The sequence below is a fragment of the Granulosicoccus antarcticus IMCC3135 genome (assembly GCF_002215215.1).
GTDB classification, from domain to species: domain Bacteria; phylum Pseudomonadota; class Gammaproteobacteria; order Granulosicoccales; family Granulosicoccaceae; genus Granulosicoccus; species Granulosicoccus antarcticus.
The window spans coordinates 4,377,256-4,397,518 of sequence record NZ_CP018632.1; the positions used below are offsets into that span (position 1 = coordinate 4,377,256).

Genomic DNA, 20,263 nt, shown 5'->3' on the forward strand with positions numbered 1-20,263 from the left:
TCCGAATCAATGACAAGGGACTATCCCTGCCCGCTTGACTGGCCGGCTAGCTCGGTATCTGGTCCAGTGTCGATTCGGCCAGAAACTCAACGAGCTTGTTCAGCATGGTATCGCACTGATCCAGTTGCTCCAGCTCGATGTATTCATCCGGCTTATGCCCCTGGTCCATCGAGCCTGGCCCACAGACAACGGTGGGAATTCCGACTTTTTCGGAAAACAAACCGCCTTCCGTACCAAAGGCGACATACGTTGTGGTGTTGGCACCTACCAGCGTTTTGACAAATTGCACAACAGGCGATTCATCGGGTGTATGCAGACTGGGATAGGCATTGAGAATGCTGAATTGCATATCAGCTTCGGGGGCAATTTCACGCGCAGCGGCAACGATATTGCTGGCTGATTGCTTGATGCTATCCAGTAATTCTTCAGGATGAGTATCTGCCGGGTAGCGAATCTCGAAGTTGACAGTGCAAAGGTTGGGGACGATGTTCAACGCCTGATCGGTGACGATACGGCCGACATGAATCGTTGTATATGGGATCTCAGAAGGATCTCCCGCATCCTGGCTTGCCTGCTGTATGGCTAGCTGTGCATCGCGTATCACCTGGACCAGATCACAGGCAAGGTGTATCGCATTCAAGGCATTGGGTGCCAGTGCAGAATGACCTTCACGGCCAATGCAACGCACAAGAATAGACATTTTGCCTTTATGCCGAGTCGCCACCCGCATGCTGGTCGGCTCACCCACGATGCACATGGCAGGCTTCACCGGAGCCAGTCGCAGCATCTCCAGCAGAGACTGTACACCGACACAGCCGATTTCCTCATCGTAGGATAAGCCCAGGTGCATCGGCGTGGCCAACGTGCTCCTGCTGGCATTAATCATTGCCGCCAGTGAGCAGGCCACAAAACCTTTCATATCCGTTGTTCCACGACCATAAACCCGGTTATCCGACTCTGTCATCTCAAAAGCTGGCCGAGTCCAGGCTTGCCCATCAACCGGCACAACATCGGTATGTCCCGACAACATGACGCCCGGACGATCTGTCGGGCCTACGGTGCAGTAGAGATTCGCTTTACTCCCATCCTCATTGGGAATGATCGTCGTCTGTATACCGTGCTCACCCAATAGGGTTTCCACATAGTGGATGAGTTGCTTGTTTGGCTCGCGACTGGTGGTATCAAAAGCGATCAGCTTTGACAAGATCTCCAGGGATGTAATTGATGGCTGTTTCAAAGTAGTAACCTGACTGGATAAAGTGTGCACATATTAGCAACTCGTCACCGCCAGTTCCACTGTTCAGAGAATCCAGCGATCCGTACTCTGTAGCACATTGACGTGAACCCGGCTCCAGATTCTCGCTAACGTTGCACTCAAGAAGTGCAGAGCTCGACCGCTATTCGTAACAGTTACATTAAGGGACTGATTCTGAAAACTGACAAAAATCCACAGCAGAGTCTGAACACTTCAATCACGGGAAATTCACAATGAAAATGGACAGGCGGTGGTGGCTTTTGAGCCTGACAGTCATGGCTCTGCTTGTCGTCATCCAGTTCTGGTCGACAAAAGATGTCGATCGTCGTACCGCTGAGCTGCACTCCCTTTTATCAGAGACACAGACCAGTGCCATGCAGCTGATGCAACGGGTTGGCTATGGTGGTCTGATTTTCCATTTCAAGAACCTGGTGCTGCGCCCCCACGAAACGGATAATCATGCCAGTGCCGTGGCAGATGCCAAACAAGTCACACTGCTGATTGCCGAGCTTGAAACCAATGCCGCCTCCATGGGTGTCGAGTTCAAACTCAGCAGCACCCGGGCCATGGTCAACGCCTACCTGCCTCGACTGGATGAAGTCCAGCGTCTTTACCAGCAAGGCTACAGTTCCATCGATATCGATCGCGCGGTGCGCTTCAATGATGTCTTTGCCATTCGTGAAATCGATTTGCTGATAGATGAGCTTTCCGCAGTGGTTCGCAGCCAGGTTCGTCAAATCAAACACGAAGGCAAGTTGCTCAACTGGATCAGTATGGGCGGCACAATTGCACTAAGCTCACTCGTTCTGGCTTTACTGTTCAACCAGAACAACCGGCGCAATTATGTCGATGCCATACAGCAGATGAACGCAGAGCTGGAGACCAGCAATACCGGACTGACGTCGGTCAACAAATCGTTGAAGCAGTTTGCCGGTATTGTCTCGCATGATCTCAGAACACCACTGCGACATATAGGCCATTTTAGTGACCGAATAATCGAGGATTGTAACGATCCCGCCGAAGTCACTCAGCACGCCACCATCATTATCGATGCCGTGGCTCGTATGGATCGAATCATTGCAAGCTTGCTCGAATTCACACGCTCAGGATTCAAGCGCCCAGAGCTGTCCCCAATCGATGTGCAGGAGTTGGTCACCTCTGTCGTGCAAGAGCTTGATACCACCATCAAGTCAGCCGGGGCAACCATCAACCTTCATCTGGATGGCTATGTGCAGGCAGACGCAGAGCTACTGCGACGCGTGCTGCACAACCTGCTGGGCAATAGCCTTAAATATACCCACCCCGAACGCTCACCTCGAATTGATCTGGAGGCGGTACCCGTGGGCGAGTCTATTCAATTTTCCATCAGTGACAATGGCATTGGCATCGCCCCCGAGTTTGCTGAACGCATTTTCGAACCTTGCCAGCGTTTGCACGATTCTCAGAACCAATACGAAGGCAGTGGCATCGGCCTGACTCTGGTCAAGGCCATTATCGAAGCCCACGGCGGCAGTATCAAACTTGATACTGCCTACACCGCCGGCACACGTATCGTGTTTAGCCTGAATGCTGCTGACTCACCTCCCTTGATGAACGCGGCCTGATTCGTTCTTCAAACGTCGACGGTGATCGAGCCCATCGGATAGGAGCAACAGGCAAGTATATAGCCAGCTTCGATGTCATCTTCCGAGATGCCGCCGTTGTGTACCATATGCACCTCGCCTTCCAGCTTTTTGATCTTGCAGGTGCCACAGACCCCGAAAGTACAGCCTGAAGGGATGTTCAGTCCCGCACCTCGAGTCACAGCCAGTACCGTGTCATTCTGAGTGCACTGCGCGGTACGATCCGATTGTGCAAAGATTATCTTCGCATCCACCTCGGCGTCTGGCGTGACATCGTCCAGCTCGGGTATCTCTGCCACCGTTTCCACCAGCGGTGCGTGGAAGCTCTCCTGATGGTAGTGGTCCATGTCAAAACCCAGGCCCGCCAAAGCGTCTCTCACCGAGTGCATGAAAGGCTCAGGACCACAGCAGAATACTTCCCGCTCCAGATAATCGGTTGCCATCAAACCCAGCATGAGCTGATTGAACCGCCCCTTGAAACCGGTCCAGGGTTCAAAGCGTTCAGCCTCCTCGACCACCCACCTGACACTCAAGCCTGGAAGTCGGGTTGCCATGAGTTCCAGCTGACTGCGAAAAATGATTTCGGAAGGTCTTCGTGTGCAGTTGACGAAGACGATATCGGGTTCGGAGCCGTGATCAAACATCCAGGTGGTCATCGACATCATGGGCGTGATGCCAGTACCTGCCGAGATAAACAGGTATTTATCAGAGGCATAGTTGAGATGGGTGAACTGCCCGGCAGGCCCCATCGCCTTGAGCTTGGTCCCTGGTGTCAGATGATCCAGCATCCAGCGTGTGCCGATGCTGTCAGGCTGCGCCTTGACCGTGATGGAGATCGAGCGCGGTCGTGAGGGTGACGATGAAATGGTATAGGTACGATGAACTACGCCACTGGGAACAGGCAGTTCCAGTGTCAGAAACTGACCCGGCTGGAAATCAAACAGCGCACCCGACGGTGCACGGAATGTAAAAGTCGCTGTGTTGAGCACTTCGGGCAGAACCGACACGCACTCCAGCAGCTCAGTCTCGTTCCAGGTGGCAAAGCGGCTGAAGTCAGTTGCAGTAGTATTCATCAGCTCAAGCTACCGCCTTGATGACGGTTGCTGTCTGTTTGGACATTGTGCGTATATACCATTCGACAAACTCCATGACGCTCTCTTCGTGAACAGGTGAATAAGGTCCGGGTTCATACGCCGGTGAGTTGATGCCTTTCTGATTATCTTCAACCACACGGCGATCTTCATCGTTCGTGGAATTCCACACCTCTGACAGACGCGCTACATCGTAATCAACGCCTTCCACTGCATCCTTGTGAACCAGCCATTTGGTGGTCACTTGAGTCTGGGTAGCATTCAGAGGGGTGACGCGAAACAGCGTTGCATGATCAGGTAGAAAATGATTCCACGTGGTCGGGTAGTGATACTTCAGAAGCGTACCCGCATCCTCGTCAGTGACTCGTCCCAAGTGGCGAGTTACGGCAGGTTTCAGATCCATGGTGAAGCTCTTCGCACCTGGCAGCAGTGGCATTCGGGCCACACGATATTGGAAGTCGGGACCCATCTGAAATTGTGAAGGCAGACCTTGTGCCAACATGCGATCGTAATGGTCTTGAATATGTGGTGGAATGGCACCTTCAGCCCCACCGGTCACGACCGGATCTTCCGGAAAAGAGCGACATAGGCCAGGATGATTTGCACCGCAGTGATAGCACTCGCGATTGTTTTCCCAGACCAGCTTCCAGTTGCCGTTTTCGACAATGGAGGTTTGCACCGCAACCTTGGCATTGTTCAGATCATGAGGCTCCAGATAGGGCCGGATCAGATCGGCAAAGGCGTCAAAATCGGGGGGCTGCTGAGCAAAGCAGATGTACACCAAACCCGCCACTTCACGACAATGCACCGGACGCAAACCAAACTGTGAAGCGTCGAAATCAGCTCCCATGTCACGGGCCCAGAGCAACTTGCCATCGAGCTCATAGGTCCACTGGTGGTAGGGGCAGACAAGCTTGGGGGCGTTGCCCTTCTCGCTCTTGCACAAGACAGACCCGCGATGTCGGCAAGTGTTGTGAAAGGCCCGGATCTGACCATCAGCACCACGCACCAGAATGACGCCATAGGCACCGACTTGATGAGTGACATAGCTGCCATTCTTTTCCAGCTCGCAGGCAGCGATTGCAAAAAGCCATTCACGGTAGAAAATACCTTCCATATCAGCCTGGAAAACTTCCGGGTCGGTATAGAAAGGTTGCACCAGAGCATAGCCTGGAGTTCTCTGTGCCAACAGCTCCCTGACTCGAGGTGTCATCATTTCGGTTAATTCCTGCCGCGTCCCGCGCGATATGTTCTGGGTCGACTATCGGATGAGAATCAGCCAGGCAAGCAGCCTCTTGAGTGGATGCCTTGTTACCTGCTGACTCTCACAAAAACACTCGTGGTTTGACGAACTTTTTGCCAGGTTGGTTTGGGACTCGCCAATGAACCGTTAGGAATTCTCATCTCATACCTTGCCGCCCGATTGTACGGTTCGGCTAGTGGGTACTATTGTTCAAAATGAGACGTGCAGTAAACTCATCCCGACAATATCGCCGCCACATGCTCAAACCAGCGGCTCAGGAGCCCCCCTGAGCCTGCATTCGTCATCAGCCACTGCCCGCTCGAACGAGCGACGCCCAGAGCAGGCTCGCCCGAGGCATCGAGGAGCGTATGCAGACGCCAATCAGTGCCTCTGTCGAGCTCAGTCGTTCTGCAGCTTGTCCATGGCCCAGCCCACACTGAAGCCGTGCAAAATGGTGGACATCAGAATGACAAGTCCAACCAGTGACCAGAGTGAATCTTCATTCACGAATTCCATGTGGGAGCCTGCATAACACAGATAGTAGATCGAGCCTATTCCGCGCACCCCGTACACGGAAACGACCCCCCGATCCCAGGGTGCCAAATCGGTTCTTGACAGGGCAATCCAGCCAGCCAGTGGACGCACCACAAAAAGCAGAATAATGGCCACCAGAAAGTGCACAGGCTCCAGATCGGCCAGTAGCAGCGGCATGACGGCTCCCAGCCCTACCAGCAATATCGCTGTCAGCGCATGCTCGATGGACTCGGAAAAGTCATGCAGACTTCGATGGAAATGATGATGCACTTCGATCCTTCGCAACGTCAGGCCGAGTATGGCAACCGCGATAAATCCATAGCCCTCTAGTAATTCTGTGGATCCATAACAAAGCAGGATGCCAGCCAGAGCAATGACACCAGAGCCTGTATCAGCCAATATCGATTTTCTGGGCACTGAGAACAGAATATAGCCGAGAAATTTGCCACCCAGCCAGCCCATGCCCACGCCGACAATGATTCGATAGAAGACATCGCGCATGACCCAGTCCAGTGCCCAGCTACCCGGATGCATACCCTCCATGGCGATGATCAGGCCCAGATACACAAAGGGGAACGCCAGGCCATCATTCAGACCCGCCTCCGTGGTCAGAGCGAATCTGACCGGATGTTCCCGACCTTCATGTGGAGGGCCCACTTGAACATCTGAAGCCAGTACCGGATCGGTGGGTGCCAGCACCGCGCCCAGCAGAATGGCTCCGGCAACCGTCAACCCCACCAGCTCCACACCGATGAAGGCCATGGCGAAGATGGTCAGCGGCATGGCAATGCCCAGCATGCGCATGGTCGGTATCCAGCGAGTCCAGGGGCGCAGCTTGTCAATGCGCATGCCGGCACCAAACAGCGCCACGATAACCGTCAGCTCACTTAACAGCTCCCAGGGTAGCGGCACTACCCGTGGATCGGGCACCGCTGGCAGACCCGGAATGAACAACGTTGCGGCGGCGCCGAATAGAATCATCAAGGGGGCCGAGGCAGGCTCACGTTTTGAAATCAGACGTGGTAGCCATCTTGCCAGAATGACAATGATGCCGATCACGCAGAAGGCCAGATGGTATGAGCTCAGCGTGTAAAAAGGTTCAGTCTGCATGGAGGGCAGTGACACTCAGATGGTCAGGAGACAGAGGAAATTCATGATGAACGACACGAATTTCAAGATTCGTGTTCGAGCGTCTGTAAGGATGAAAGTTCGGATGTTCGCCAGATCAATAGGGACTATTGAAACTATCAATATCTACCCGAGCCACAGAGTCGTTATAGTCCCTCACCGCTTTTGTCGGTAATACCATCCTGTCAGTATTCAGGAGAGCCACCGACTCGTGCCATGTGATACGAGCTGTGATGCGTCAACGGTATTGATGATGCGGTTTTCTACCTGGGCAGCGTGATGGCCGGAATCCTGATCGCTCGTCATCACACTTACTGACCATGTAGAAAAGTCATGATGCATTTATCCACGCCTGTCTGGTGGACAATGTTGTATTGCTTCTCCCTCGTAATTCAATCGCCAACCAGTGTCGTCGCTTTAGTCTTTCATGCCGATCACCTCGCTGATCTGTCAATTCCCGACACTTGATACGGACCCTTATAAACATGTTGAAAACCTTTCTCGTCACACTGACGAGTCTTGTCGTATTGTCATTGGGCGGATTTGCTGTATACGCCTATCACTCCGAAATAGCGCCCATTCAGGCGAGCGAGTCACAACAGTTTGACCCGGCAACCGTTGAGAAGGGCCGCATTCTGGCCGCCGCCGGTTACTGTGCCAGCTGCCATACAGCCGGCGATGGCGAACCCTATACGGGCAACTACGCCATGGACACAGGCTTTGGCATCTTGTACTCCACCAACATCACACCCGACGTCGAACAGGGCATCGGCAGCTGGTCGCAAGAGGCCTTCCTGCGAGCCATGCATGAGGGTGTCGATCGTGAAGGCAAGCATCTCTTTCCGGCCTTCCCCTACGATCATTTTGCCAAGATGAGCGAGGAAGATATCAACGCCATTTATGCCTACATAATGAGCGAGATCAAACCTGCCAAGGCAATACAGAAGGAGAACGAACTCCCCTTCCCTCTGGACCAGCGCATTCTGCAAGCTGGCTGGAAAATGCTGTTTGTAGATTTTGATCGCTACGAGCCAGATACTGACAAGTCCGAAGAATGGAATCGTGGTGCCTACCTGGTGGAAGGTGTCACTCACTGCGGCGCCTGTCACACACCGCGCAATCTGTTGGGCGCAGAACAATCTGATCAGCAATACGCGGGTGCCAATGTAGATCGCTGGACAGCACCAGCCCTGACCGCCGACAACCCTTCTGCCATTCAATGGTCAGCCGCTGACTTCAGTGAATACCTGCAAGTGGGCTCTACACGCTACCAAGGCAGTGCAGCCGGTCCCATGGCACCCGTGGTGCACGCAGGCCTGCGTGAGTTGCCCGAGTCCGACCTGGACGCCATTGGTGTCTATCTGGCCGAACTTTCAGGATCTACCAGCACGGCACAGGATAATGCCAGCATCGTAGCTGCAAGCCTGGCACTGGGCAAACCATCAAAGGCTTACCGAGAGAATCAAGGTGAACGGCTCTACGCATCGGCCTGTGCTTCTTGTCATTACAACGTCGAACAGATCGCATTAGGGCGGCCGGATCTGGGTATCAATTCCTCTACTCGCCTTGATGACCCTGACAACCTGATTCACGTCATTCTCGATGGTGTCAGTAACGATGAAGGCATGGCAGGAGTAGTCATGCCAGGATTCAGAGGGGCATTGAATGATGATGAAATCGCCTCCATTGCTGCCTACCTGAGAAGTTCACGTACTGACAAATCGGCCTGGACAGATCTTCCAGCCAAGATTTCCAACATTCGAACGCATTGAGCGTTACAGGAACAATTAGATGATCCATCTGAAATTAAATGGGCAGGACATCAGCATTGATGCCGATCCTGCAACACCACTGCTGTGGGCAATCCGTGATGAAGTTGGCCTTACCGGCACAAAATTCGGTTGTGGCATCGGCATGTGTGGTGCCTGCACCGTGCATGTCGGCGGTCGCGCTACTCGCTCTTGCATCACGCCGCTGTCTGCCGTTGAAGGCACAGAGGTAACCACCATCGAAGGGCTTCACAGCGAAAACCAGCATCCGATCCAGATTGCCTGGAATGATCTGCGTGTTCCGCAATGTGGGTACTGTCAATCCGGGCAAATCATGCAGGCAGCCGCCTTGCTCAAGGACATCCCTGACCCTAGCGATGACGATATCGATGCAGTGATGACAGGCAATTTGTGCCGCTGTATGACCTACCCCCGCATACGCAGCGCTGTGCGCCAAGCCGCGGCCGCCACCCAGGAATCCATCAGCGAATGATCATGCAAAAGCTTCTTGAACGTACGAGCGACAAGCCGAACATGGGACGACGCGGCTTTCTGATCTCAATGGCCGCAACCGGTGCCGCCTTTGGTTTCCCATTGCAGTCCAATGCAGCCATGACCCCTCAGGTCGCTGATGGCGTGCCCATCGAGGCGGTAGGTGAAACCTTCGAGCCCTCCATGTGGTACTGGATCGACACCGAAGGTCAGGTCAACGTCAATATTATCCGCGCAGAGATGGGCCAGCACGTCGGCACCGCCATTGCACGGATTCTGGCAGACGAGCTGGAGGTCTCCTGGGATGATGTTCACATCACCCACGTGGATACAGATGAAAAATGGGGCCTGATGGTCACAGGTGGCAGCTGGTCGGTATGGCAAAGCTGGTCCATCTATCGCCAGGCGGGCGCAGCGGGCAGAACCGCAATGCTCGAGGCGGCTGCCAAACAGTGGGGCATTGATGTCTCAGAGTGCTCAGCCAGCAAGGGCCAGGTCACAGGTGGCGGCAAAACCATCAGCTATGCTGAACTGGTTGCAAGCGGTTTGTCCCGTTCATTCACTGAAGATGAACTCAAGGCCCTGCCCCTCAAGCCTCACTCCGAGATGACGCTGGTAGGCAAGGATGTCAAAGCTCTGGATATAGAGACCAAAACTAACGGTCAGGCTATCTATGGACTTGACGCCAAAGTGGACGGCATGGTTTACGGCGTACCGTTACTGCCACCCACACGCCTGGGCTCCAAGGTCGTCTCCGTCGATGACAGCGCGGCCAAGGGCATGAAGGGCTATGTAAAGACACTGACTCTGGAGGACCCCTCCGGTACTGTACCTGGATGGGTCGTTGTCATCGGGGAATCCCTGATGGCCGCCAAATGGGCATCAAAGGAAATCAAGGTCGAATGGGATGCGGGCGAGACAGCCTCGGTCTCCGAGTCGCAGATCCAGGAACTTTCGCGCACACTGATTGCTGATACCAGCAAGGGTGCCATCCTGGACACGGGCGACACCGATACAGACACCCCCTTCAACGTTGCCAGCGATATGATTGAGGCGGAATACACCACCTCGACCGTCCTGCATTTCCAACTGGAGCCTGTGAACGCAACGGTCTTCAAAAATGAGCAAGGCATCTGGGAAATCCATTCCGGTAACCAGTGGCAATCACTGATCATGCCGACCCTGTCAGCCGCTCTGGAGGTCGCTCCAGATCAGATCATCATGCGCACCTATATGCTCGGTGGTGGCTTTGGCCGACGCCTGAACGGTGACTACACCATTCCCGCAGCGTTAGCCTCCAAGGCGCTGGACGGCAAGCCGATCAAACTGGTGTTCTTTCGAGAAGACGATGCACAATTTGACAGCCCACGCTCACCCAGTGTCCAGAAGCTGCGTATGGCCTTCGATGACAAGCAGCAGGTAACCGGTATGGAACATCATGCGGCTGCCGGCTGGCCAACCGCGGTCATGGCTCCCTCATTCATGCCCAAAGGCACCAATGACGAGCCCTACGACCCTTTTGCCATTGATGGTGCAGATCACTGGTATTCAGTGGGCGCTCATCGGGTACGTGCCATCTCCAACGATCTGGCGAACCAGACATTCCGCCCAGGATTTTTGCGCTCGGTCGGACCCGGCTGGACCAACTTTGCCGTGGAAAGCTTCATGGACGAGGCCGCCCACAAGATCGGTGCAGACCCACTGGAATTCCGATTGCAGCATCTGCTTGCCGAAGGCGACAACGCAGGCTCTGCCCCCAATGCGGTAGGTGGTGCTTCACGACAAGCCAATGTGCTTGCTCGAGTGGCCGAACTCTCTGGCTACGGCCGTACGGATCTTGGCGAAGATACCGCCATCGGTATTGCAACCACCTTCGGGCAGGCCCGCACCATGCCTACCTGGACGGCAGGTGCCGTACAAGTGCACGTTGACAGAGAAACCGGCAATGTCGAAGTACAGAAAATGTGGCTGGTATTCGACTGTGGCACCGTGGTGGACCCGGATGGAGCTCGTGCGCAGTGTGAAGGCGCCGCGTTGTGGGGGCTCTCAATGGCTCTCTATGAAGGTACTGAGATCGAAAGTGGTAACGTGCGCGATCGGAACCTGAATACCTATACCCCATTGCGCATGATCGATACGCCAGAGATGGAAATCGAATTTATCGACAGTGAAGAAGTACCTGTGGGCCTGGGAGAGCCTGGCACCACGGTGATTGCACCTGCCATTGCCAATGCAATCCACAACGCTGTGGGTGCGCGTCTGCGTCATTTGCCGATATCGCCTGCGGCAGTGCTCGAAGCCATCTGATTGCCAGATTCGCATCAGTGAGATGAGGTAGCGCCGCCAGCTGAACCGGCGGCGCTACTTCACAGGATTCTTACTAAAGCTGTTGTGTGATACACAGCAGTAGAGCCCGGGCACAGACGGGCTGTATCGAACAAACTATACTGGAGGGCTGGCTGATGCTGCCACATTCCTCCTTTGCAAGAGTTCGACACGTCATCGATACCATCCCCAACAAAATAGACAGCTTCCTTTTCTGGCTTGATTTTGCCGGTGTGGCCGTATTTGCCATCAGTGGCGCATTGGTAGCCTCTCGCAAATGCCTTGATCCTGTGGGATTTGCACTGATTGCCACGATTACAGCCATTGGCGGTGGCACCTTGCGAGATCTGCTGATGAGCCAGACGCCGTTCTGGATGACTCAACCGCACTACGTCGGCCTCTGCGTTGTCATCGCGCTGGCAGTCTACTTTCTGGCACCCCATATCGAATATCGCTACCGGGTCCTGCTCTGGGCCGATGCAATCGGACTCAGCCTGTTCAGTGTACTGGGAGCGCGCTATGCACTGGAGTCAGGTTTTGGCGGCACCATCGCCATTGTCATGGGGTTACTGACAGGCACATTCGGAGGGCTGATACGCGATGTGATGTGCCAGGAGATACCCCTGATCCTGAGACACGAAATCTACGCCACTGCCGCTCTCAGCGGCGCCCTTGTCTACACTTTGCTGGCACCAATGCCACTGCCCTATCGCATGGCAGAGTTTGGCGGCATAGCAGCCTGCTTTGCCGTTCGAGCGCTGGGGTTGAGTCGTGGCCTGTCATTGCCAGCCTACCGTCCCCGTATCGGACGGGATTATCCGACCGATGAGGGGACTGGGCCTTCTGACGTTAGCTGAAGCTAGCGGCAACGCGGTGCTGATTCAGCTCTTGTAGATATCGGCGTAACGCACACGCAACTCGTTTTTCTGCACTTTACCCATGACGTTGCGTGGCAATTCTTCTACAACAAAGACCTGCTTGGGCTGTTTGTAGCGAGCCAGCTTATCGCTCAGGGCTTCCTTGATCTGCGTGGCATCCAGAGACATACCCGGGCGAACAACAACAACGGCTGTCACCCCTTCCCCCAGATCAGGATGTGCCACACCGATCACGGCAGACTCCACCACTTCGGGCAACTCATCGATGAGCGACTCAACCTCCTTGGGGTAGACGTTGTAGCCACCGGATATCACCAGATCCTTGTCGCGGCCGACGATACGCAGATAGCCATCCGCATCGATCAGACCCAGATCACCGGTGATGAAGAATCGATCATCGCGGAACTCGGACGCGGTCTTCTCCGGCATGCGCCAGTAACCCAGAAAGACATTCGGACCACGCACCTCGATCGCACCAATCTCCCCCTGCGGCAAGGCCGCACCGCTCTCTCTGTCGGCAATGCGTACTTCCACACCTGGCAATGGCATGCCGACCGCGCCGGGACGTCGCTCGCCATCGTAAGGGTTGGAGGTAATCATGCAGGTTTCAGTCATGCCATAACGCTCAAGAATGGCGTGGCCGGTTCGTTCTTGAAAGGTTGCGTGTTCTTCTGCTGACAAAGGTGCCGAACCTGCAGTAAACAGACGCATCCCCTGGGTGGCCTCATGAGTCAGACGAGAGGACTTCAGAAGCCGCGTATAGAAGGTCGGAACCCCCATCAGGACGGTCGAGCTACCCATCAGATCGATGAGTTCATCGACATCAAAGCGTGTCAGAAAGATCATCGTTGCACCGGTTGCCAGTGCCATATTGCAGGCGACGAACAAGCCATGTGTATGGAAAATTGGCAAAGCATGAATGAGACGATCCGTGGACTCGAAACGCCAGGCATCAATCAGTGATTCACAGTTGGAGGCCAGATTGCCATGCGTCAGAATGGCGCCCTTGGAGCGTCCGGTTGTACCAGAGGTATAGAGAATGGCGGCCGCATCCTCGGATGATCGCGCCATAACCTCAGTCAGAGGCTGCGCCTTGGCAGCCAGCGCCATCAAGGTACCATCAGCATCAGAACCCAGGCTTTCCACTGCCATGCTGCTTGTCGCCCGCTTACTGTGCTCATCAAAGGATGCAAGTGTGCAGACAAACAGTCGTGGTTCGGCATCATTCAGAAAATAATCAATTTCAGTGCCGGTATAAGCCGTATTAAGCGGCAGGAAGACACCGCCTGTTTGCAGACACGCCAGATACAGCAGAATCGCCTCGACGCTCTTGTCCACCTGGGCTGCAACACGATCGCCAGGCTTTACACCCAGATCCTTGAGCACGCTTGCCAATTGACGAGCTTGAACCATCGCCTCCTGATAGCTGATGGATGATTGGCCAGGTCGCTCGAAGAGTGCCTTGTCAGCGCAAGCCTGGCAACTGGCTTCAAACATGTCGAAAATGGTTTTACTCATAGTGTTGTTCTCGTTCTATCAAATTCAGAATTCATGGCAGCTTTATACCTTCACGCTGCAGGGTCTGCTCCACATCCGGGCCGCAGGCAATACTGCCGTTTTCAGCAAACGCTTCGTGGCGAGCCTCGATACCATCCAGCTCATAGAGGTAATTGATCATCACCCCATGACCACGCTGGAGTGCTCCATCGGCAAAATCAGCCGGCCAATTGACCCTATGAGCCAACGCACCGTTACCAATATGAAATCGCGTAACCGGATCAACCGGTATACCAGATCCATTCTTGGCCTCGATAAAATATCGCGTGGCCCAGGCTTGAACACCCGGTGCCAGCTGTTGTTGTAGCTCGGTATCTGTCTGCCAGCGCCCTTCTCGCAGAAAGGCACTTAAGGTCTGCGCCTCTTCACTTTGCTCGGCAGCCAGCCAGTTTGCAAAACCCGGGGCCGGTGACAGCGTCACGAAGGTGGTCAGTTCGGGTAGATCTTTCGACAGATCAGCCACTACCTGCTTGATCAGAAAATTACCAAACGAGACACCTTTCAATCCGGGCTGACAGTTACTGATTGAATAGAACACGGCCGTATCGGCATCTATTGCACGCGCGTCCACCTCTGATTCCAGCAAGGGTCCGATCGCCGCGGGGATACCGGTGCAAATAGCGACTTCCACGAATATCAGTGGCTCATCCCCGGTTGCCGGATGAAAGAAGCCATAACAACGCCGATCCGCCGGATCCAGCCGACGCCGCAGATCATCCCAGCCGGTGATCTTGTGCACCGCCTCGTAGGCAACGATTTTCTCCAGAACAGAGGCCGGAGAATCCCAGTCGATGCGTCGCATGACCAGAAATCCGCGATTAAACCAGGAGGCCAGCAAGTGCGAGAAATCCGCATCCAGCGGTGCCAACTCTCTATTGACTCGAATGGCCTGTAACAGATCGGCCCGCAGACGCACCAGCTGCAAGGTGCCGCCCGGCGCCATGTTCAGTTGTCTGAGCAGTTGCTGGCGCCTGGGTTCAACAACCGTGACCAGTGCCGCCAGTGCTGATTCTGTCCCCTCTGAATTCCAGTGCTCGAAAGCACTACGAACAGCCTCGGCATCAACACTGTAGTCCTCCAGCAACATTCGGAAGAAGCGCACACGATCTTCTGAATCCAGCCTGGAATAGGCATCAAGCGCCTGTGCAGCCACAGAAATTCGGGAGACTTCACCGCTACGGTGCATGAGCTGTTCACACGACTGCTTGATTAGTAGCAGCGGTGCGATATCAGAGGTCTCTTCAACCGCTCGCGGCCTGACACGATCGCCAATGGTCTGCAGAAGGTCATGCAGAAAGCTGATGTTCTGACGGGCCATGTCTAACACTCCGGTAACTGGAGAACAATATACACAGGTACCTTTAGATTGTATACAACAAGGTAGTCATTGTATATCTTTGCCAAATTCCACCAATCGAACCCCCAATTACTGCGATTTAGCTCCGGCAGGTATACCCTTGATGGTTCAGACGGATGAATTCAGGAATATTCCAATGATCAAGAAAGTCTATGTAGTCAGCGCCGCACGCACGGCAATCGGCACCTTCAGTGGCTCACTGGCCACGCAAGCTCCGACCTCTCTGGCTGCACACGTATCAAAAGCTGCCATTGAGCGCGCTGGCATCGCTGCGAGCGAAGTGCAACTGGCGGTTTTCGGCCATGTCATCAATACCGAAGCTCGCGACATGTACCTGAGTCGGGTTGCCGCAGTGGAGGCCGGCGTTCCGATTGAGTCGCCAGCGATGAACGTCAATCGTCTATGCGGCTCCGGAGCTCAGGCGATTGTTTCGGGTTTGCAGTCCATCTTGCTGGGTGATGCAGACATCGCACTGGTGGGTGGTGCCGAGTGCATGAGCCGCGGACCACACATCACGCAGAACATCCGACACGGACAGAAAATGGGTGACTTCGCTTTCAGCGACATGATGCTGGGTGCATTGAACGACCCCTTCGGTAATGGCCATATGGGCATTACCGCCGAGAACATTGCCGAACAGCAGTCCCTCAGCCGACAGGACCAGGATGAATTTGCCGTTGAAAGCCATCGCCGCGCAGTTAAGGCCATTGCCGATGGCGTCTTCAAGTCGCAAATCGTGCCTGTCGAAATCAAGACTCGCAAAGGCACTATCACCTTTGATACGGATGAGCATGTCCGCGCCGATGCCAGTGTCGAGGGCATGGGCTCACTACGTGCAGCATTCAAAAAAGATGGATCGGTTACAGCCGGCAACTCATCCGGGATCAACGATGGCGCTGCGGCACTGATACTGATGTCAGAAGAAGCTCTGGCTCGCAGTGGTGCTACGCCCTTGGCTGAAATAACAGGCTATGCCCATGCAGGCGTCGAACCCCATCTTATGGGCCTTGGACCCGTACCGGCAGTCAAATTGCTGAGCGAGCGCACCGGTATTTCTATCGCTGATTTTGATGTCGTGGAATCCAACGAAGCGTTTGCCGCACAGGCCTGTGCCGTCACCCAATTGTTGGGACTCGACCCTGCCAAGGTCAATCCAAATGGGGGTGCTGTTGCACTTGGTCACCCGGTTGGTGCCACCGGTGCCATTCTGACCGTCAAGGCCATTTACGAATTGCAGCGCAGCCAGCAAACCCATGGTCTGATCACCATGTGCATCGGCGGCGGACAGGGAATTGCCTTGTCTGTGCGTCGAGTGTAGATACGAGATAACAACTGTCAGCAGCGGCAGCGTTGCAGAATAATCCGGCTCTCTTTCATAATGCATGGAATAACCGGTCTGCGACACTGCTGTTCAAACAGGACCTGACTGCTGACCTACCTCCCTGTTAATCATCTAGCCCGTTGACAGATAAGGCAGCCAGGTCACGATCTTCGGAAAGATCACCATCAACACCAGCAGTAATATCGAACAGATGATGTAAGGGATCGCTGCCAGGTAGATCTCCTTCATGGTGGTGCCCGCAGGCGCAACCCCTTTCATGACGAACAGGTTCAGACCCAATGGTGGTGTCGAGAAGCCCACCTCCAGTGCGACCAGAGTGACAATGGAGAACCACACCAGATCAAACCCCAGGGATTGAGCCAAAGGGAAGAAGAATGGCACCGTGATCATCATGATGGAAATAGCCTCCATGAAAGTGCCCAATGCCAGCAGTACCATCACCATCGCCATCAGCATCAGCACAGGCGGCAGATCAAAACTCACCGCCCATTGGATCAGACCACTGGAGGCGCCAGAGAAGGCCAGCAACTGACTAAAGGTGGCTGAACCAAAGACAATGAGATAGGCCATCAGCGTAACCTTCAAAGCCCCTGTCACCGACAACTTGAAAGCCTCTAACGACAGCGCCCTGAAGAGAGCCGCCAGCACGATAACCCCTAAAGCACCAAACGCTGCAGCTTCTGAGGGTGTGGCAAAACCGGTCAGCATCATGATGACAATCATCACGATGATGCTCAACATGGGAATAATGTCCTTGGCTACAATTTTGAGTTTTTGCAGCAATGGCATGCTCTCGACATCATAGGCAGGAGCCGCATCCGGATCGATTTTGGTCTTGATCCAGATAGTCACCATGTACAGCGATGCCAGAATCAATCCTGGAATGATGCCGCCAATCAATACATCACCGATGTCTATTTTGGCCAATGTTGCCAATAAAACAGCAATGGCTGAGGGCGGAATAATGATCGCCAGACCACCGGTACCCAGAATAGGACCGATGGACATATGCCTCTTGTAGCCGCGACGCTCCATTTCCGGCACCAACAGAGAACCCAACAAGGCTGTCGATCCCATGGAGGAGCCGCTCAGTGTTGAAAAGGCGGTCCCACCCACAACCGTCACATAAGAGAGTCTGCCCGGCACTTTGCCCATCAACAGATCTATGGCATTGAACATTCGCATACCCAGGCCGGTGCGAAAGAACAATTCCCCCATCAGAAGAAACAGTGGAATGGGGACCAGACCAAAACTTGAAAGCGAGCCGAAGCCGTTATTCAACAGCTGGGTCAGACCGGCACCACCTCCCATGAAATACCAGGCACCGACTATATTGGCACCGATAAACGCAAAGGCAACCGGCGCACCGATCAGCATGAGTACCAGAACAATCGACAAAAGGTAGAACAATGCGTCATGCCAGGCCATGTCAGACTTCTCCGCTCTTGCTACTGTGGAAACAATCTTCGGAAAAGATAAAACGGCTGAATTCAATCCCCATCAAGGCAAAGCTGATCGGGTACGTCACCGTGAATATCCACATCGGAATGAAGTAGGTTCTGACATCAAAGTCTCGATCCTGATAATTGCCCACCGCAAGCTCCAGACCTTTCCAGGCCAGCAACAGACACATGGCTGCACAGATAACCATGACGATTCGCGACAAAACGCTCAGGGCCTTTTCAGGCAGATGACTGATAGCCACCTCGACAAAGACATGGCCTTTCTCCCGTACCAGCCAGGGAGCCCCGAGCAGCGTCAGATAAAACAAGGAGTATTCGGTTGAAGTGAACAGCCATGCCGGAGGCTGAGCCCCCATATTTCGTATCAGTACCGAGGCAACCACGGCTACCATCAACCAGACGAGCATCAACCCCGATACAACGGCGAAGCCATCAACCAGCCTGTCATAAAGACGCATTAACAGAGACATAAGACTTCTCGCCATCGGCAAAAGAGGAAATGGCCCGACGATGTCGGGCCTGCGTTTCTAGTCTGCAGAAGCAGGTGTATTGAACTTCTCGACCAGCTCGTCGTAATGAGCCAGACCGTCCGGATGCTGCTCCATACGCTCACGCATACGCGCCAGAGAGGCCTCTTGTGCGGCTTCCTGATAGCGCGTAGCGGCCCCCTCTTCCAGAACAAACGGTGTCATGCCGTTCTCTTCCAACTCGGCCTGCTGCTCACCGGAAAGCTCTGCAAAAGACTCGGCACTGCTGCGCTCATGCTCAATGGCAACTGATTGCAGAATCTCCTGAGCCTCAGTGCTTAGCTTGTTCCAGCTATCCAGGTTGACGATCACCCCCATATCGGTGGAGTAGAACGCGGGGTCAATGCGGTAGTTCAGAAACTTGTCCCAGTTGAGATCATTCATGCCAATCTGTGTCCAGCCGGTTGCATCAACAACGCTACGCTCCAGAGCAGAATAGACATCGGTGGTGGGCAGGCTGATCGGCTGGGCTTCCAGATAGTCGGTGAAAAAGGCGTCATACACCGGATTACTGCGCAGACGAATGCCAGACATGTCCAGGCCACCATCGTCTTTAAGTTTTGGCTCATTGATGGTGTACAGGTTGTACTTCACACCACTGTCAAACCAGCCAAGGTAATAGACGCCCATTTTCTCCTGATGAATTTCATTCAACAGATCCATACCGCCAGACTCGCGAGCATGAATAGCGTTGCTGTTGGAGGAGATCAACACATCCCGCTCTGGTACACGACCCGCATAGAAGCTTGCTGCGGTGTAGGCCATATCGACCACACCGTTACGAGCCGCATCGGGTTGCTGTGGCAAACCGATAACTTCAGGCCCACCCAGAACCTTGATTCTGATCACGCCTTCGCCCTTCTCATTGACCTTATCGACAAAACTCAGAAAACTCTGCGTATAGATCAAGGAGGTAGGAAACGCGTGAACGGCTTTGATCTCCTGCTCTTCAGCCATCGCACCCGCTGCGAACAGTAGTGAAACACTCGCAGTAACAGCAAGGATATGTTTTTTCATGACAACCTCTTGGACTTTTTGGTGGAATCAATAAGAAATGACTTTCAGCACTGGTAATACATTACAACCATGGGTATCGCTTCAGATAACGCTCTCTGAAGCTGTCGATGTTCGACTGTTCAGCTAGAGTAAGATCGATATCATCCCACCCATTGAGCAGCTTCAACTTCCAGGTCGGGTTGATATCGAACCGAATCCTCTTCTCGCTCACCTTGATGATCTGGGTGGCAAGATCAATACAGAGCGGCACCGCTGAGCTGCTCAGCAATTCGAGTAAATGTTCACAATCCTGCTCTGACACCAAGGCCGGGAGCAGTCCATTGTTAACCGCGTTAGAGGCAAAGATATCCCCAAAACTCGGCGCTATGACGCAACGAAAACCAAAGTCCACCAACGCATAGACAGCCGCTTCGCGCGAGGAGCCTGCACCGAAGTTCCGGCGAGCCACGAGAACTTGCGAGCTCTGGGCTTCGGCATGATTCAGGATGAAATCCCGGGGTGATCCATCACGGTTGTATCGCATGTCATGCAACAGGAATCCTCCATAGCCCTGTGCCCGCGACTCTTTCATGAAGCGCGCCGGTATCAGTTGATCGGTATCGATGTTCTCCAACGGCAGCGCAGTGGCCAATGAGCTTAGCTGAGTCAATGAATTCATGGCCA

General features: G+C 54.1%; 16 protein-coding genes. 6 read left to right on the forward strand and 10 right to left on the reverse strand.

Features of this window, described 5'->3' with window-relative positions; translation table 11 throughout:
* Window positions 1-46: 46 nt before the first annotated feature.
* On the reverse strand, window positions 47-1,237 hold the full coding sequence (gene argE, locus IMCC3135_RS18935) for an acetylornithine deacetylase (RefSeq protein ID WP_205737610.1): 1,191 nt from the start codon (window positions 1,235-1,237) through the stop codon (window positions 47-49).
* Between the two features lie 251 nt (window positions 1,238-1,488).
* Here argE and IMCC3135_RS18940 point away from each other — a divergent pair, with 251 nt between their 5' ends.
* Entirely contained in the window at window positions 1,489-2,859 is a 1,371-nt protein-coding gene (locus IMCC3135_RS18940; RefSeq protein ID WP_088919031.1) for a sensor histidine kinase, read from the forward strand.
* 8 nt (window positions 2,860-2,867) lie between these two features.
* Here IMCC3135_RS18940 and IMCC3135_RS18945 read toward each other — a convergent pair whose 3' ends face one another.
* From IMCC3135_RS18945 to IMCC3135_RS18955, 3 genes are all read right to left on the reverse strand, one after another.
* On the reverse strand, window positions 2,868-3,950 hold the full coding sequence (locus IMCC3135_RS18945) for an FAD-binding oxidoreductase (protein ID WP_088919032.1): 1,083 nt from the start codon (window positions 3,948-3,950) through the stop codon (window positions 2,868-2,870).
* A 4-nt stretch (window positions 3,951-3,954) separates the two neighbouring features.
* On the reverse strand, window positions 3,955-5,184 hold the full coding sequence (locus tag IMCC3135_RS18950; protein WP_205737611.1) for an aromatic ring-hydroxylating oxygenase subunit alpha: 1,230 nt from the start codon (window positions 5,182-5,184) through the stop codon (window positions 3,955-3,957).
* 426 nt (window positions 5,185-5,610) lie between these two features.
* Entirely contained in the window at window positions 5,611-6,855 is a 1,245-nt protein-coding gene (locus IMCC3135_RS18955; protein WP_088919033.1) for a cation:proton antiporter, read from the reverse strand.
* Between the two features lie 503 nt (window positions 6,856-7,358).
* On the opposite strand from IMCC3135_RS18955, the gene IMCC3135_RS18965 reads away from it, so the two are divergent.
* The 4 genes from IMCC3135_RS18965 to IMCC3135_RS18980 all read left to right on the forward strand — a co-directional run bounded on the left by IMCC3135_RS18965 (window position 7,359) and on the right by IMCC3135_RS18980 (window position 12,316).
* Window positions 7,359-8,645 (forward strand): cytochrome c, encoded by a 1,287-nt coding sequence (locus IMCC3135_RS18965; RefSeq protein WP_088919035.1) that lies wholly within the window; start codon window positions 7,359-7,361, stop codon window positions 8,643-8,645.
* A 19-nt stretch (window positions 8,646-8,664) separates the two neighbouring features.
* Window positions 8,665-9,135 (forward strand): (2Fe-2S)-binding protein, encoded by a 471-nt coding sequence (locus IMCC3135_RS18970; RefSeq protein ID WP_088919036.1) that lies wholly within the window; start codon window positions 8,665-8,667, stop codon window positions 9,133-9,135.
* Between the two features lie 2 nt (window positions 9,136-9,137).
* Window positions 9,138-11,441 (forward strand): xanthine dehydrogenase family protein molybdopterin-binding subunit, encoded by a 2,304-nt coding sequence (locus tag IMCC3135_RS18975; RefSeq protein ID WP_169727492.1) that lies wholly within the window; start codon window positions 9,138-9,140, stop codon window positions 11,439-11,441.
* Between the two features lie 155 nt (window positions 11,442-11,596).
* Window positions 11,597-12,316 (forward strand): trimeric intracellular cation channel family protein, encoded by a 720-nt coding sequence (locus tag IMCC3135_RS18980; protein WP_088921937.1) that lies wholly within the window; start codon window positions 11,597-11,599, stop codon window positions 12,314-12,316.
* Window positions 12,317-12,340: 24 nt separating this feature from the next.
* Here the strand turns inward: IMCC3135_RS18980 and IMCC3135_RS18985 are convergent, their stop codons facing one another.
* Window positions 12,341-13,855 (reverse strand): malonate--CoA ligase, encoded by a 1,515-nt coding sequence (locus IMCC3135_RS18985; protein WP_088919037.1) that lies wholly within the window; start codon window positions 13,853-13,855, stop codon window positions 12,341-12,343.
* 31 nt (window positions 13,856-13,886) lie between these two features.
* Window positions 13,887-15,212, reverse strand: coding sequence for a malonyl-CoA decarboxylase (locus IMCC3135_RS18990; protein WP_088919038.1), 1,326 nt, complete (start codon window positions 15,210-15,212; stop codon window positions 13,887-13,889).
* 175 nt (window positions 15,213-15,387) lie between these two features.
* Between IMCC3135_RS18990 and bktB the strand changes: the two genes are divergently transcribed.
* On the forward strand, window positions 15,388-16,569 hold the full coding sequence (gene bktB / locus IMCC3135_RS18995) for a beta-ketothiolase BktB (RefSeq protein WP_088919039.1): 1,182 nt from the start codon (window positions 15,388-15,390) through the stop codon (window positions 16,567-16,569).
* A gap of 135 nt (window positions 16,570-16,704) precedes the next feature.
* Here the strand turns inward: bktB and IMCC3135_RS19000 are convergent, their stop codons facing one another.
* From IMCC3135_RS19000 to leuD, 4 genes are all read right to left on the reverse strand, one after another.
* A complete protein-coding gene (locus IMCC3135_RS19000; RefSeq protein WP_088919040.1) occupies window positions 16,705-18,021 on the reverse strand; it encodes a TRAP transporter large permease in 1,317 nt (438 codons plus the stop codon).
* A gap of 1 nt (window position 18,022) precedes the next feature.
* A complete protein-coding gene (locus IMCC3135_RS19005) occupies window positions 18,023-18,526 on the reverse strand; it encodes a TRAP transporter small permease (protein ID WP_088919041.1) in 504 nt (167 codons plus the stop codon).
* Between the two features lie 57 nt (window positions 18,527-18,583).
* Entirely contained in the window at window positions 18,584-19,600 is a 1,017-nt protein-coding gene (gene dctP / locus IMCC3135_RS19010; RefSeq protein WP_088919042.1) for a TRAP transporter substrate-binding protein DctP, read from the reverse strand.
* A gap of 61 nt (window positions 19,601-19,661) precedes the next feature.
* On the reverse strand, window positions 19,662-20,258 hold the full coding sequence (leuD, locus tag IMCC3135_RS19015) for a 3-isopropylmalate dehydratase small subunit (protein WP_088921938.1): 597 nt from the start codon (window positions 20,256-20,258) through the stop codon (window positions 19,662-19,664).
* Between the last annotated feature and the right edge of the window lie 5 nt (window positions 20,259-20,263).